13 protein-coding genes, 1 tRNA gene and 1 pseudogene are annotated in these 14026 nt (G+C 70.1%); 9 read left to right on the forward strand and 6 right to left on the reverse strand.

All coding sequences use genetic code 11. From position 1 onward, the window contains the following. Positions 1-335 precede the first annotated feature (335 nt). From ACGFIA_RS14390 to ACGFIA_RS14410, 5 genes are all read left to right on the forward strand, one after another. The gene (locus ACGFIA_RS14390; protein ID WP_051611166.1) at positions 336-1808 is read left to right on the forward strand and encodes a helix-turn-helix transcriptional regulator; all 1473 of its coding nucleotides are present in this window, start codon (positions 336-338) and stop codon (positions 1806-1808) included. After that, complete coding sequence (locus ACGFIA_RS14395) at positions 1805-2347, forward strand: flavoprotein (RefSeq protein WP_046569670.1); 543 nt, start codon at positions 1805-1807, stop codon at positions 2345-2347. The genes ACGFIA_RS14390 and ACGFIA_RS14395 overlap by 4 nt, the downstream gene beginning before the upstream one ends. Positions 2348-2779: 432 nt before the next feature. Next, positions 2780-4018 carry a methyltransferase, FxLD system gene (gene fxlM / locus ACGFIA_RS14400; RefSeq protein ID WP_043330488.1) on the forward strand — a complete coding sequence of 413 codons (1239 nt, stop codon included), beginning with the start codon at positions 2780-2782 and terminating at the stop codon, positions 4016-4018. Between the two features lie 23 nt (positions 4019-4041). Beyond that, positions 4042-4179, forward strand: a complete 138-nt coding sequence (locus ACGFIA_RS14405) for an FxLD family lanthipeptide (protein ID WP_082159628.1) — start codon at positions 4042-4044, stop codon at positions 4177-4179. Positions 4180-4247: 68 nt separating this feature from the next. Then, complete coding sequence (locus ACGFIA_RS14410) at positions 4248-5132, forward strand: lantibiotic dehydratase (RefSeq protein WP_393260236.1); 885 nt, start codon at positions 4248-4250, stop codon at positions 5130-5132. Between the two features lie 315 nt (positions 5133-5447). Here ACGFIA_RS14410 and ACGFIA_RS14415 read toward each other — a convergent pair. Beyond that, positions 5448-5654: pseudogene (locus tag ACGFIA_RS14415) on the reverse strand (helix-turn-helix transcriptional regulator); the annotation flags it as partial. Between the two features lie 394 nt (positions 5655-6048). Here ACGFIA_RS14415 and ACGFIA_RS14420 point away from each other — a divergent pair. Next, positions 6049-6121 (forward strand) — tRNA-Arg (locus ACGFIA_RS14420). A gap of 237 nt (positions 6122-6358) precedes the next feature. On the opposite strand, the gene ACGFIA_RS14425 is transcribed toward ACGFIA_RS14420, so the two are convergent. Continuing rightward, on the reverse strand, positions 6359-7141 hold the full coding sequence (locus ACGFIA_RS14425; RefSeq protein ID WP_393260239.1) for a maleylpyruvate isomerase N-terminal domain-containing protein: 783 nt from the start codon (positions 7139-7141) through the stop codon (positions 6359-6361). 295 nt (positions 7142-7436) lie between these two features. Between ACGFIA_RS14425 and ACGFIA_RS14430 the strand changes: the two genes are divergently transcribed. Next, positions 7437-7733, forward strand: coding sequence for a hypothetical protein (locus ACGFIA_RS14430; protein WP_357381217.1), 297 nt, complete (start codon positions 7437-7439; stop codon positions 7731-7733). A 202-nt stretch (positions 7734-7935) separates the two neighbouring features. Here ACGFIA_RS14430 and ACGFIA_RS14435 read toward each other — a convergent pair whose 3' ends face one another. From ACGFIA_RS14435 to ACGFIA_RS14450, 4 genes are all read right to left on the reverse strand, one after another. After that, positions 7936-8598, reverse strand: a complete 663-nt coding sequence (locus ACGFIA_RS14435; RefSeq protein WP_357471819.1) for a DUF6882 domain-containing protein — start codon at positions 8596-8598, stop codon at positions 7936-7938. 75 nt (positions 8599-8673) lie between these two features. Continuing rightward, on the reverse strand, positions 8674-8847 hold the full coding sequence (locus ACGFIA_RS14440; protein WP_357381221.1) for a hypothetical protein: 174 nt from the start codon (positions 8845-8847) through the stop codon (positions 8674-8676). A gap of 275 nt (positions 8848-9122) precedes the next feature. Further along, on the reverse strand, positions 9123-9947 hold the full coding sequence (locus ACGFIA_RS14445) for a hypothetical protein (RefSeq protein ID WP_357381223.1): 825 nt from the start codon (positions 9945-9947) through the stop codon (positions 9123-9125). Positions 9948-9985: 38 nt separating this feature from the next. Then, the gene (locus tag ACGFIA_RS14450) at positions 9986-11071 is read right to left on the reverse strand and encodes a family 43 glycosylhydrolase (protein ID WP_357381225.1); all 1086 of its coding nucleotides are present in this window, start codon (positions 11069-11071) and stop codon (positions 9986-9988) included. Between the two features lie 230 nt (positions 11072-11301). Between ACGFIA_RS14450 and ACGFIA_RS14455 the strand changes: the two genes are divergently transcribed. Next, entirely contained in the window at positions 11302-12078 is a 777-nt protein-coding gene (locus ACGFIA_RS14455; RefSeq protein ID WP_357381227.1) for an HAD-IIB family hydrolase, read from the forward strand. Between the two features lie 119 nt (positions 12079-12197). Then, positions 12198-13985, forward strand: coding sequence for an adenylyl cyclase (locus ACGFIA_RS14460; protein ID WP_357381229.1), 1788 nt, complete (start codon positions 12198-12200; stop codon positions 13983-13985). Positions 13986-14026 lie beyond the last annotated feature (41 nt).

Genomic DNA, 14026 nt, shown 5'->3' on the forward strand with positions numbered 1-14026 from the left:
CGCGCTCGTCGAAGAGGGCCGATGCCCACCGAACTCGCACATCGTGTCCGGGGTGTCTGTCGGTGACGGCGGCAGGCTGAGGTTGCCGTGCCCGTTGGGCCGGGAGTGGGGATGGCTGAAGTGTGTTCCGCCGTGATCGTGGCTGACGTTCGAGGTGCCAACCCCGCTCCCCCCCCCCGGTTTTCGACACAGGCGCCCTCTCTGCCAGGCCAGCACGCCATTCGCACCAGCTCCACGCCCAGGTCGCGTGCGATCCGCTAACGTCGAATCGCCGTGCGTCGGGGCGCCGCAACAGTCGGCTCGACGCAGGTCGATGCGAACGGAAAGGCGAGCCCATGATTGATCGCCAGGATCTTCAACAGGCCAGGGACGATCTCGGCCGTAAGCTCGCCGCCCTGCGTAGGTCGAGGGGACTCATTCAGGAAGCCCTCGCACGCCAGGTGCACACGACGCGCAGCACCCTGGGAATGGTCGAGCGGGGCCGGCAGGTCGTGGACCGGATCTTCTGGCTGCAGTGCGACACCCTGCTGGACGCCCAGGGCGAGCTACTCGCCGCCTACGACGCCTACCGACACCTCCAGTCCCGGTTCCAGGCACAGCAGGCCGAGGCGGCACAGCGGGCGCGGTGGGGAGCGGTACCCGAGGCGGTGATGGCAGCCGGCGAGGCCACAGGCGAAAGGTACGGCGAAGTCGGCGACAATCGACGCCCGCCGGACCGGTTCCACGGCGAGCGCCCGGAGGCGGGCCGCACCACACGAACCGGGCAGGTCTCAGTCGTCAACGCGGTAGCAGGCCGTGGCGAGGAAGCCGACCACGATGCCAGGTCGCGACTGCTGGCCGAGCTGCGCCGGCACCTGCTCGCACCTGCCGCACCGAAACAGCCGGTCGAGCCTCTCACGCTTTCGGAGGTCCGTCAGCGGGTGGCCCATCTCCATAGCCTTTACCAGCGTGGCAACTATGCCGAGGCGGTCCGGGCGTTGCCCGACACGTTCGAGCAGGCGAACCTGTTGACCCGGACCTGCACCGGCACGCAGCGCGCCCTGGCCGTCGGGTCGCTGGCGGCGGCGAATCTCGCCGCCGCCAAACTCACCGTGAAACTCGGCGATCCCAGCCTTGCCTGGGTGGCGGCGGACCGTGCCGCTCGTGTCGCCGCCGAGCAGGCCGAGGATGTTGCGCTCGTCGCTGCGGCGGCGTTCTCGGTGGGTACTGCGCTGCTGGCGATGCCGGACCGCGTCGGCGATGCCGAGGAGGTGGTGCTGGCCGCTCTCGATGGTGTGACGGACACGAGGGACTCCGCGTCGACGGGTCCGCGTGTCCTGTCGGCCCACGGGGCGTTGACTCTGCTCGCGGCGCTGATCGCCGCCCGGCAGGCCCAGCCCGCCGCTGTCGAGCGGCACCTCGACGACGCGAACGCCCTGGCCCGGCGGCTCGGCGCCGATCGTAACGACCTGTGGACCGGGTTCGGTCCGACGAACGTGATGATCCACCGCATCAGCATCGCCGCCCGAACGGACCAGCCTCAGCTGGCGATCCACCTTGGAGAACAGCTCGACACCTCGTCGCTGCCGGCGGCCCTGGTGAGCCGCCGCGCCCGGGTCCACCTCGACCTCGCCGCCGCCTACGCCTGCTCGCCCGGCAACGATCCCGCAGCCGTGCTGCACCTGCTCGAAGCCGAACGCATCGCGCCGCAGACGGTGCACGTGCACGGCCGGACGCGCCATCTGATCGGCGACCTGCTCACCCGTGAGCGGCGCGCCGTCACCCCCGGCCTGCGGGCACTCGCCGAACGCGCCGGAATCGCCGCGTGACGTCCGGATCCGCGAATGCCCGTCTGCTCTACCTGGTGGTCTGTGCCGCGCCACCGGCCCGCCGCATCGTCGAGCTGGTCGAGGCGGTGCGGCGCGACGGCTGGGATGTGTACGTCATCGCGACCGAAACCGCGCACACCTGGCTTCCCAACGATCGGCTGGCCGCCGTTACGGGCAGGCCCGTCAGCTACCGGCAGCGGCATCCTGACGAACCGAGCGTCCTGCCACGCGCCGATGCCGTCGCGGTCGTTCCGGCGACGTTCAACACCATCAACAAGTGGGCCACCGGCATCAACGACAGTCTGGCCCTCGGCATCCTCAACGAAGCTCTCGGCGCAGGCATGCCGATCATCGTCTCCCCGTACGTCAAACCCACCCTCGCCCGCCACCCCGCGTTCGACGCCCACCTGCGGCTCCTCGCCGACCACGGCGTACGCCTCACCGCCACCGAGGCGCTGCGACCAGCTCACGACGATCAGCCCTTCCGCTGGAACGTGATCCTCGACGAACTCCACAGGCTGTCCGCCCGCCTGTCGTAGTCGGCCCCCGAGAGGCGCTGGGGCCGGTCTGACCGTGTCGAAATCCCGTGTCGAGGGTGTTCGACACGGTCAGACCGGCGTTGAGTGGTGGACATGACCGCTCGGCGCCCGCCGCTCAGGGGTCCCCGGCACCGCCCAACCCGAGGGGAGTTGATCCGTGTGACCCTGTACCGCAGTTTCTCGCCGCTGCCGAGGAATCCGGGACCGCTGGTGGCCGGGACGGCTCGGACCTCACGTTGACTGCGGCTTGATCGAACCCGGGCCGCCTTGCGTCGCCTTGCCGGTTGGGCACCCGGTGAGTTCGGCCTGCGTCCTGCCCAGCAGGGGAACAGTCCTCGGGCGTCTGAGGCCGTGTTCGTCCTTGGCGGATAACGGAAAGTGCGGGCCGTCCGCAACGGCGGCGGTCCTGACGAACAGGAGAGTGACGCGCACATGAGCGTCGACACGATGAGCAGCGACGACCTCCGTGACGCGATGGTCGACCAGCTGGTCGCTGACCATGCGGCCAAGGGGCTGACGATGCGGCCCGAGGTCGAGGCGGCACTGCGGGTGGTTCCCCGCGAGCTGTACACGCCGGGTGTCCCGATGGAGGAGGCGTACCGCAGCGACACCGCGGTCGTCACCAAGCGGCTCGGTGATGAGACCGTCAGTTCGGTGTCCGCGCCGTGGCTGATCGCGGAGATGCTCGGGCAGGCGGCTGACGCCCTCACCGGTGGCCTGCACGGCCGGCACGTGCTGGAGATCGGATCGGGCGGCTACAACGCGTCGCTGCTGCGCGAGCTGGTCGGGCCGTCGGGTTCGGTCACGACCGTGGACATCGACCCGGAGGTGACCGAGCGGGCGGTGGCGTGTCTGGCGGTGGCAGGTTACGGCGATGTCAGCGTGGTGTGCGCGGACGCGGAGCAGCCGATCGACCTGGGGCGCTGCTACGACCTGATCATCGTGACGGCCGGGGCGTGGGACATCCCCGCGGCGTGGATCGCGCAGCTCGCCGAGGACGGCGTGCTGGTGGTGCCGCTACGGACGTTCGGGATGACCCGGTCGTGGGCGCTGCGCCGGGTCGGTGACCGGCTGGTCAGCCACAGCCAGCGCCTCTGCGGGTTCGTGGCGATGCGGGGCACCGGAGCCCACGAGATGCGGTATGTCGACATCGCCGCCGGTGTCCACCTGCGGCTGGATGAGGGCCAGCAGGTCGACCCGGAATCGGTCGGTGGGCTGCTGTCGCAGCCGCAGGAGCAGGCATGGGCAGGGGTGGGCCTGCCGCCTCGTAGCGTCCTGGCCGACCTGGACCTGTGGCTGGCGGCCCGCCTCGCCGATGAGGTCGACCAGTTCGTGGTGCTCTCGGCGCAGCAGGAGGCCGTCGACGCCGGCATCGTCGCCCCTGCCTGGCGGTTCGGTACGCCCGCCGCCCTGCACGAGGGGACGTTCTCCTACCGGTCGACGCTGCGCTGGACCGACGACACGTTCGACCTCGGCGCCTGCGCTCACGGGCCCGACGCCGCCGCGGCGGCGGGACGGATGGCCGGGCACATGCGCGCGTGGGTGGACGCTGGCGAGCCCTCTCCGGTGCTGCACGTCCTACCCGCAGGTACTCCCGACGGCGCCCTGCCGGCCGGGACGGTGCTGGACAAGCGACACAGTCGCCTCGTCCTCACCTTCACCTCCGCATAGGAAGGAACACGCGAGTGGAGACCATGGAACTCGAGGAGTTCGACCTGGACATCACCCTGGTGGACGCCGGCCCCGCTGCCAGCGGGTACGCCACCAGCACCGACGACGGCTGCGGCTCGGGCAACACGGGCTCGAACGCCTGTTCCGGCGGCAGCAAGTAACCGTCCCTGACGATCCACCCCGGGCCCGGCGTCTCCAGCGCCGGGCCCCCGTCTTCGAGGGTGCGTTCATGTTCCCCACGGCCGGTGCGGCGCTGATCAGAGTTGCCGCCTACCCCAGCGGTCTGACCCTGCCCGCGTGGCCCGACCTGACGACGGATCAGCCCGAGCAGTGGCGGCAGTGGCTGGCCGCAGTGTGGGCGCTGCCGGGATTCGCCACCGCCGTCGCCGCTGCCACACCCCAGTTGGCCGAACAGATCACCCGGACCGTGGCCAGTGCGCCGACCACCGACCGCCGGTTCGGGCGCATGGTCGACTCGACGGTCCGGTACCTGCTGAGGTGGACCACCCGGGCGACACCGTTCGGCACCTTCGCCGGGGTGGCTCCGGTCGAGTTCGGCGCCCGCGCATCGGTTCGGTGGGGCGAGGCGCATCAGGTGGTGACCCGCCCTGACGGGACGTTCGTCGCCGAGCACACCGGGCGCGCCGAGCAGGACCTGGCGGCGCTGCGCGACGTCGCGGTGGTGACGAACTCGGTGGGGTACCAGCGCGGTCAGGACGTACGCCCAGAACTCCTGATCGTCGGCTTCCTGCGCCATGCTTCCCGCGCGGTCCAGCCAGCGGTCGCCCGCGGCCCGGTCGCCGAGATCGTCGCTGAGCCAACCCGCGAACTCGCTCCACCGTGCCTCGGTGCTGAGAAGCCGGTTACGAAGCTGTCCACGTGTCTGCCGACGCAGGGCGGCGATCAGCGCGATCTGCTGTTCGACGGTCGACAGGATGGTGAGGCCACCCAGCAGGTCGTCCGCTTGTACGAGGAGCGCGCGAAGCTCCGCGAAGTGATCGACAACGGCAGGGTCGACGGACCGTGGGTGAGAAACGCCTGTGGTGGTGACAACCGGCACGGCGGTGAGGCCAGCGGCCAGTTCCAGCAGAGCCCTCCGGCTTACCCGCAATGACATCGCCTGCCCATCGGACATGACCGCAAGCGTAACCGCGTCACCATCGTGAAAGTCCGTCTCACCTGCCACCGCGGCACCGGCGACCCGCGCGAGTGGTGCCGTCAGGCCGTTCGGACCACCGGCCGTCAGATCCGTGGCGGCGAGGTCGCGCAACGACTCCCGTGCCGGATCCGTCACCGGGACACCGTGAGTGCCAGCCGGTAGTGAGCGGTCCTCGACTTCGCCCCACCGCATGCGTTGTGCCGCTTCGACTTTCTCCTGATCAAGCTGCTGCTTCAGGCGCCGATAGTCGTCGTAGTCGGCCAGCAACTCTCCACCAGCGGCTAGGGCCGCTTCACAGCGCTGCCAGAAGATCCGGTCCGGGCATTGCTGCCCGCGCTCGACGCCCGCGATCGTGGTCCGGGAAACCGGCACCCGCCTCGCCAATGCCAACTGGGTCAGCCCACGCACGTTGCGCCAGGCGGCAAGCCTTGCACCCAGTGCCCGCTTCGCATCGTCTACCCGCTGCGGATCGATCATGACGCCCGTCCCTTCACAACCCCGTACGGACACGACGGCTGCATTGACGCAAAGCGACGTTACCGTAACCGATCTCCGCCAGAACCGGCCAGCGCCTCAACAACCCCGGCGCCGACGTCCTTGTCCGCGCCGAGCAACGTCTATCGGCGGGCGACCCGAGACCCGACTCCGGACCTTCGATGATGTGCGCGGTGTGTGCTCGAGAGCGGATGCCACCGTGGGGCAACCGGTGCCACCGGATGCCACGGCGGGTCAACGGGCCGGGTCGCTGCCGGGGTCCGTGTGCTCGGGGTGTGGTCATCGGTCGGCCCTGACCAGGGCGACGACGTGGGTGAACGTGGGCCACTCCCTGCCACCCCGGGTGAACCGGCAGGCCGCTAGACTGGGCACTCGCGCCCTCGTAGCTCAGGGGATAGAGCATCGGTTTCCTAAACCGTGTGTCGCAGGTTCGAATCCTGCCGGGGGCACCTCGATACACCGCCGAAACGCCGCCTGTATCCGGCCCTGTCGGCTACCTCGGTTGCCGGCAGCGGGGGCCTGCCCGTGACGCTCGCGCCGCATCCTCACCACGGACTCGTCGGTTGCCCGGCGCCGTGCTCCTACCCGTCCCGCGTCAAGACGAGGTTGACCCCGCGATCGTCCAGGCCATCCTCGTCCTACATCACGTCCAGACCAGCCCAGCCTCAGGATGAATGGGATCGTCGCTACACCGACGGGTCCCAGGCGATGAGCTGGTCGAAGATGCGACGGTCGCCGTCCAGCTCCAGCTTCGGAGAATCCAGCGGTACGCGGCCGTAAAAGAACAAGACCAGGTCACTGGCCGTGCCCCGGGCGGAGACGTCGGCCGTGTCCGGGTCCTCGCTGGCAGCCGACGTGCCGAGACGGGCGGCCCGTGCGCCCTCGCGGGACAGCCGAAGGCGCCAAGAGCGGCCCTCGGTGGCGTGGTAATCGACGACCGCGGGGTCGTGCGGCCAGGCGACATCCGTCGAGCAGAGGGTGAACTGGCAGTCGTCGAAACCCTCAAGGGCGACCTCCTCCGGTAGCGGTGCCGGGTTCCCCACGGTGAGCTGGGCATCGTAGGTGTGCACCGCGATCTCGGGCACCTGGCGCCGAGCCCATGCGCCGGAGGTTTCCGGTGACTGCGAGTCACCCCAGAACGTCCAACAACCGCGGTCCGGGCCGGCCTCACGCAGCGCGCTCGTCAGTCGCTCGACGGACTCGGTCCACCAGGCCAGCAGAGCCTCGCGTTCCCGAGGCGCACCCGCGCCGTCGTCCCAAGCGGACTTCTCCGGGGGAGCGTCGGCTGGCCCGGCGGCGACGATGGCGGCCGACCTGCGACGGCCCATGCCCAGGTGCTGCACGAGATCGAACAGCGTCCACTCCGGACAGGTCGGCACCGGCACGTCGAGGCTGGGCGCCGCAGCGACCGCGGCACGGAAGGCGGTCGACCGTTCGTCGATCAGCCGCAGATGATCAGCGAACGTCAAAGTCTTTTGCATCCCGGCTTTCTACCAGTGTGTTCCGATAGCGGGACAGCGATTTTCGCAGCTGGCGCGACCGCGGCATTGGCGCGCCACGGTTCCACCTGTCGTGACTCGCACCGTTTCCGTGCCGAGGCCGCTGCGGGCCTGTCGACCGATTCCCGTGGCACACCTGCGCGGCTAGCGTCCGTGTATGCCCCCCTCTCATCCGCCTCGACCGTCGAGTCAGCCCGGTGGTCCCGCCGGGACGCACCTCCCGATGCCGGAGGGTGGCCGTTCTGCCCCCGTTTCCTATCGAGCGGTGTACGTGTTGGCGATCCTGGCGACGTTGTGTTGGGGAGGCGCGGCATACGGCGGTTGGCTGATCTTTTCCGGCCGCGACATGGTCGAGGGCCTGCTGAGCTTCATCGGACTCCTCTGGCTCGCCGCGTTCGAGATGTTCGCGTTGCTGTTCACTGTCACCGCGGCTTTCGAGCTGCGTCGGCGCCACTCGCCTCGTGCGGCCCTGGTGACCGGTCTGGTCGCAGTCGCCGGGGTGGTCGTGACGATCGTGTTCGTGCTCTGGGTCTCGACGGGGACAAGTCAGACGGGCCTGTAGCGAGGGTCGAGGTGAAGCTCGGGGATGGCATCGCCCCGACGACGGGCCCGATGGGACGGGACCCGAGGGTCGACGGCGGTCAGCTCCTGGAGGTGGGAGCCGCGCGGGTCCAGCGAGGTAACCGCCGTGCCGCTCTCGGCCGTGTCCACACGTGTTGAACCGCGTGCGGCAGGTTCGAATCCTGCCGGGGCACCAGATTCGCCTACGGGCTGACCGTCCCCGACATGTTGCTGACACGCCCCATCGCGTCGAAGTCGACGCGCAGGACGGAGCCGTCCTGACTCTGTGCCGTCACCGACATCGGTGCCCGGTCCAGGCGCCATCCCTGCTGGTGCAGGAACGCCTCGACGGTGACGCGGTGTTCCACCGGGAAGGACTGGAGGACCTGGGCCAGGACGGTCGGCACCCGCTCCGGCCGGACCGGCGCGGTGATCTGCGGCGGGGCGTCGTCGAGGTGGAAGAAGACCGCGCCGCCGTCGTACGGCCCGCGGTAGTAGCAGCGGCCGGTCAGGCCGGACGCCAGCAGGGCGAGCCGGTGTCCGTCGGCGCGCCGGAGCGGGAACGTGGGTTCGGTGAGTTCGGCGACCTGCTGGCGGTGCCCGTACTCGCGGAGCCAGCCGGCCAGGTGCAGCAGCGCCGGTGGGAGGTTGCTGGCCTCGTTCGCCCAGGCCCACAGCCAGGTGCCGTCGTCGTGACTTTCGGTGCCGAGGAGCTGGACGCGGTATCGCAGGTCGTTCCCGAACGTCACGGTGCCGTCGGGCACGTCGAGCTGCCAGTCGCGTTCGCCGAGGAGATCTGCCAGCGCCAACTGACGGGCCAGCCCGGTGCCGACGTGTTCGGCGAAGAGGCGATCGAAGGTCGGCATCGCCGCAGTGTGCCAGATCCTTGGGGAACGGGACGGCCCCGCGTCCGGCCGGAGCCGGAGCGCGGGGCCGGCGGGTCAGCGGACCAGCGCTGCCACCAGCGTCCCGATGCAGGCGACGACGGCGGCGATGATCGGACTGAGCGTCTTGATGTACGCCAGGATGATGCGGTGCCGGCCTGTCAGTTCGGCAACGGCTTCGTCCTCGTCCTCTGGTGTCTCGAAGTCTGACCCGTGAGGGATTACAGTCAACGTGACTCCTTCCGTTGCAGCGGTGGAGTCGAATGCGGCGTCCGGTGGCAGCCGGGCGCCGCCCTCTGTGTGAGGCGACGCTGTGCCGTTCGACGGTTCGAGCATGCTCCCGGCGGACGGCTAGCACAAGAGTCGGCATTTCACTGTCGGGTACCTGACAAGCAGATGCATCGCATCGAGAAAATTCCGGTGCCAGCTCTTGCCAAATGCAATTTTCCGTGAAGCAGTTCAACCGAGCGTGACTGGGCCAGAGCGCATGGTGAGCAGGCGTGCTGTCAGGCCCGGCGGAGCTGGAGCACCGCCACGCGGGCGTCGTGGCCGTCGACGTGCATGGGCACCGTCTTGCGGTTGCGCAACTGGATCTGGACTCCGTTCGACCCCTGGAGCCAGCCGATCTGGTCGATGCCGGCGTCGAAGGCGCGGGTCTCCTTCGCGGGGAACAGCTTCGGCATCGGGTTGCGGTTGGTGTCACCGGTCCAGATCACCGGGTAGCCACGGGCCTGCCAACTGGAGATCCGTTCCCGGAGGACGTCGAAGTGGTGCGCCCACTTGGTCCTGCGCCACTCCTCGTGCGGATCTTCCTGGCCGTTAAACGCGCCGGCCACGAAGTGCGTGTTGAGGAACGCGAACTGAAGCGCCGCGTCGTCGTTGGCGGCCAGCAGGACCTCGGAGATGACGCGGTTCACCGAGACGCCCGCCAGACCCTCGTGTACGGGTGTGACGTGCTTGTCGAGCACGTCGTACGCCTTGGGCACGGAGATCGGGACGTAGTGCCCGCCGTCGTCGAGGTGCACGTTGCGGTAGCGCTCGCCGAACAGCTCGTTGATCCAGCCCTTCTCCTTCGTGTCACCGTCACCCCCGCCGATCTCCTGCCAGCCGACGAGCGGACGGTCCTCGGGGCCGGTCATGTCGAGGGCGTTGCGGACCGCCGTGATCGCGGCCTTGCGCTTGTCGAGGTTCGCCCGGCCGATGTTGGCGGTGACGACGCCCAGGTTCCGCCAGGCGGTCGCCGCCCCGGCGGGTGCGGGGAACCCCAGGGCGCCGGCGAGCGCGACGCCGCCCGCGAGGCCGAGTGCCTGTCGTCTGCTGACGCGTTCCATGCGACTCCTTACTGGTCGGCTGCTACGTGGACGGCCGGCTACGAGACGAGGAAGCCGGTGGAGGGGCGGGTCAGGACGCCTGTCATCGGGAAGCGGGTGGTGCCGTTCCACCAGTGCCACACCACGCGCTCGCTGCCGTCGGCGGCGGCGAAGACGTCCATTCCGCCGGGGCCCTGGTGGTTGCCGGGCAGGTCGCGGATCGGGTTGAGGCCGGCGGCGCCGGTGAAGCCGAAGAACGGGCGGGACACGCCCTCGCGGATCGGGGTGCAGCGGGAGCCGGGTAGCGGAGTGGCGCCGCAGCGGGCGATGCCGGTGGAGTAGCGCGCGCTGTCCCAGTTGTTGCCCGAGTACATCAGGTACCAGTCGCCGTCGGCGGCCTTCCACATCGACGGGTTCTCGACCACGTGCGTACCGCCGCTGGTCTTGGCGGTGTCCCAGGTGATGTCGGTGCTCTTGAGCATGTCCCGGCGGGTGTCCCAGATGGCGCGGCCCTCACCGTCGGTGCGGACCGTGGAGATGCCGGTCTCGGCGCCGGAGGCGATGGCGTCGTCCCGGTAGGTGACGTACAGGTTCCCGCCAGCCACGAACGGGTTGGCGTCCAGTGCCCACCGGCCGGCGTCCGGGCAGGCCCACTCGCCCTGGTTCTGGAACGGGCCGCGGGCACTGTCGGAGACGGCCCGTCCGATGCACTTCTGCCCGGAGCCCTTGCGGGAGGCGGTGTAGAACATGAAGAACCGGCCGTCGAAGCGTGCGACGCCGGGGGCCCAGACCGCGCCGCCGGGTTCGGCCCAGGCGCCGGGACCGGACGGCAGGGCGTCGTGGGAGGCGCAGTCGGCCATGCCGACGCTGTTGCCGGAGCCGTGGACGAGGACCGGTACGTACAGCCTGCCGGTCGCGCCGCAGCGCGCGCCGGTCCCGGCGCCGACTGTGGTGCCGTAGGTGACGTAGGAGCCGTCCTTCGCCAGCAAGGTGTCCGGGTCGGCCAGCGGGAAGGTGGACGAGCTCGCCAGCGTGGACATGTCGCCGGCGGGCGCGGCGGTGGCGGGAACCACGCCCGCTGTGGTGGCCGTCAGGGCGGTCGCGGCGAGGGCAACGAGGCATCCGCGCATTCGAAGGAATCTCACCGGCGCACCTCCATCGATGAAAGTAATTATCGGCCGAACGCTATCGATGTTCGACGATCCCGTCAACGGGGGAGCGTCGAACGTCGGGAGCGGGAAGCGGGGCCCGCCCGGAGGCCTGCCGCGTTACTCTCCGTCAAGAGGGCGTGCCGCCTGCCGGGTCCTCAGGCCGGTGCCAGGACCCGTCGGTACCCTGGCATGTCCTGGCCTGTCCGCGACGACATGAGGTATTCGTGAACGATCTTCGAGTGGTGGCGTTCGATCTCGACGACACCCTGGCGATTTCCAAGTCCCAGATCGATCGTCGGATGGCGGAGTTGCTCGGCCACCTGCTCACCGAGGTGGACGTACTGGTCATCTCCGGTGGCCGGTTCGAGCAGTTCCAGTCGCAGGTGCTCGCCCACCTCGAACTCACCGAGGAGCAGCGCCGCCGGCTGCACCTGATGCCGACCTGCGGCACCCGCTACTACCGGTGGTCCGACGGGGACTGGCGGCAGGTCTACGCCGAGGACCTCACCGAGGCCGACAAGGCCCGCGTCGTCGCCGCGCTCACCGAGTCGGCGCAGGCGCTGGGCCTGTGGGAGACGAAGACCTGGGGCGACATCATCGAGGACCGGGGCAGCCAGATCACGTTCTCCGCGCTGGGGCAGTCCGCCCCGCCGGCCGAGAAGTACGGCTGGGATCCGGACGGCGACAAGAAGCGGCGGCTGCGCGACGCGGTCGCGGCGAAGCTGCCCGACCTGGAGGTGCGCGGCGGTGGCTCGACCTCGATCGACGTCACCCGCAAGGGCGTGGACAAGGCGTACGGCATGCGCAAGCTGCTGGAGCACCTGGATCTGAAGATCGACAACGTGCTCTTCGTGGGTGACCGCCTGGATGTGGGTGGCAACGACTACCCGGTCAAGGCGATGGGCATCCGCTGTGCGGCGGTCACCCGCTGGGAGGAGACCGCCGACTACGTCGAGAAGCTCGTCGACGACCTGGTGAAGCGGCGCGCCGAGCGCGCCTGAGCACGGACCGCAGCAGGGCCCGCCGGTTTCGGAACCGGCGGGCCCTGGCGGTATCGACGGCGATGGGGTAGGAACAGCGAGAGAGCGCTCTCCCGTCCCATCACCGAACAGGCAGGCAGATGCGATCACCCGACCCCTCCCGCCGCCGTTTCCTCACCCTCACCGCCTCCGCGGCCTCGCTCACCGCCCTCGGCCTCCCGGCCGGCGCCGCAGCCGCGTCCCCGGCCGCGCGCCCGGCCCGCGAGCCCGACTTCGGACCGAACGTCTTCGTGTACGACCAGGACACGCCGGTCGAGGAGATCCAGTCCACGCTGGACCGGCTCTTCACCGCCCAGGAGCGCAACGAGATGGGCTTCGACAGGTACGCCGTGCTGTTCAAGCCCGGCCGCTACGAGGTGGACGCCCGGCTCGGCTACTACACGACTGTCGCCGGTCTCGGTACCCACCCGGACGACGTGGAGATCCACGGCGCGGTCCGGGTGGTCGGCCAGCCGGACCCGAACTCGCCCGCCGGCATCTCCGCGCTCACCAACTTCTGGCGTTCGGCGGAGAACCTCGCCGTCACCCCGACCGACTGGTCGAACCAATGGGCCGTCTCGCAGGCGTCACCGATGCGCCGGGTGCACGTCAAGGGCGTGCTGTGGCTGGAACCCGGCAACGGCGGCTACTCCAGCGGCGGCTACATCGCCGACTCCAAGGTGGACGGCATCACGATCAACGGCTCACAGCAGCAGTGGCTCACCCGCGACAGCGAACTCGGCGGCGAGTGGACCAACGGCGTGTGGAACCAGGTCTTCTCCGGCGTGATCGGCGCGCCCGCGCAGGGCTTCCCCGACCCGCCGTACACCACGCTGCCGAGCAGCCCGGTGACCCGGGAGAAGCCGTACCTGTTCGTCGACGCCCGGGGCGCCTGGCGGGTCGCCGTACCGCGCCTGCGCCGGAACACCGCCGGCACCACCTGGGCCGCCGGTGGCGCTCCGGTGCCGTCGCTGCCGCTGTCCGCGTTCTTCCTGGCCCGGCCCACCGACTCGGCGAAGCGGATCAACGCGGAACTCGCTCGCGGCCGGCACCTGCTGCTCACCCCCGGCGTCTACCACCTCGACCGGGCGCTGCGGGTACGCCGCCCGGACACCGTCGTGCTCGGCCTCGGCATGCCGAGCCTGGTGCCGGACCGGGGGGACGCGGCGCTGCGGATCGAGGACGTGGACGGGGTCCGCGTCGCCGGGGTGCTCGTGGACGCCGGGCCGGTCGAGTCACCGGTGCTGGTCGAGGTCGGCACGCGGCACTGCCACCGGTCCCACGCCACGAACCCGATCTCGCTCCAGGACGTCTTCTTCCGCATCGGCGGCCCGTACGCCGGGCGGGCGGCTACCAGCCTGGTGGTGCACAGCCGGCACACGCTCATCGACAACATCTGGGCCTGGCGCGGCGACCACGGCCGGGCGGGCACGATCGGCTGGACGGTGAACACCGCCGCCACCGGCGTGATCGTCAACGGCGACGACGTGACCGCGTACGGGCTGTTCGTCGAGCACTACCAGCGCTGGCAGACGATCTGGAACGGTGAGCGCGGCCGGACCGTGTTCTACCAGAGCGAGCTGCCCTACGACCCGCCGAGCCAGGCGGCCTGGCGCAGCCCGACCGGCAACGGCTGGGCCTCGTACAAGGTGGCCGACCACGTCCGCACGCACGAGGCGTGGGGACTCGGCGTGTACTCGTACTTCAACCAGGGCGTGGACATCCGCTGCGACCGGGCGATCGAGGCGCCGCGCCGGGCGGGCGTGCGGTTCCACGACGCGATCACCGTGTTCCTGGACGGCAGCGGCGGCATCGAGCGCACGATCAACGAGGCCGGCACTCCCGTCGTCGGCTCGTACGGCACCAGCCCGGTGGTCAGCTACCCCTGACCGGCGTCGGGACGGCCCGGCCGGATCATCGGCCGGGCCGT

Source organism: Micromonospora sp. NPDC049203 (assembly GCF_043197215.1).
GTDB lineage: Bacteria > Actinomycetota > Actinomycetes > Mycobacteriales > Micromonosporaceae > Micromonospora.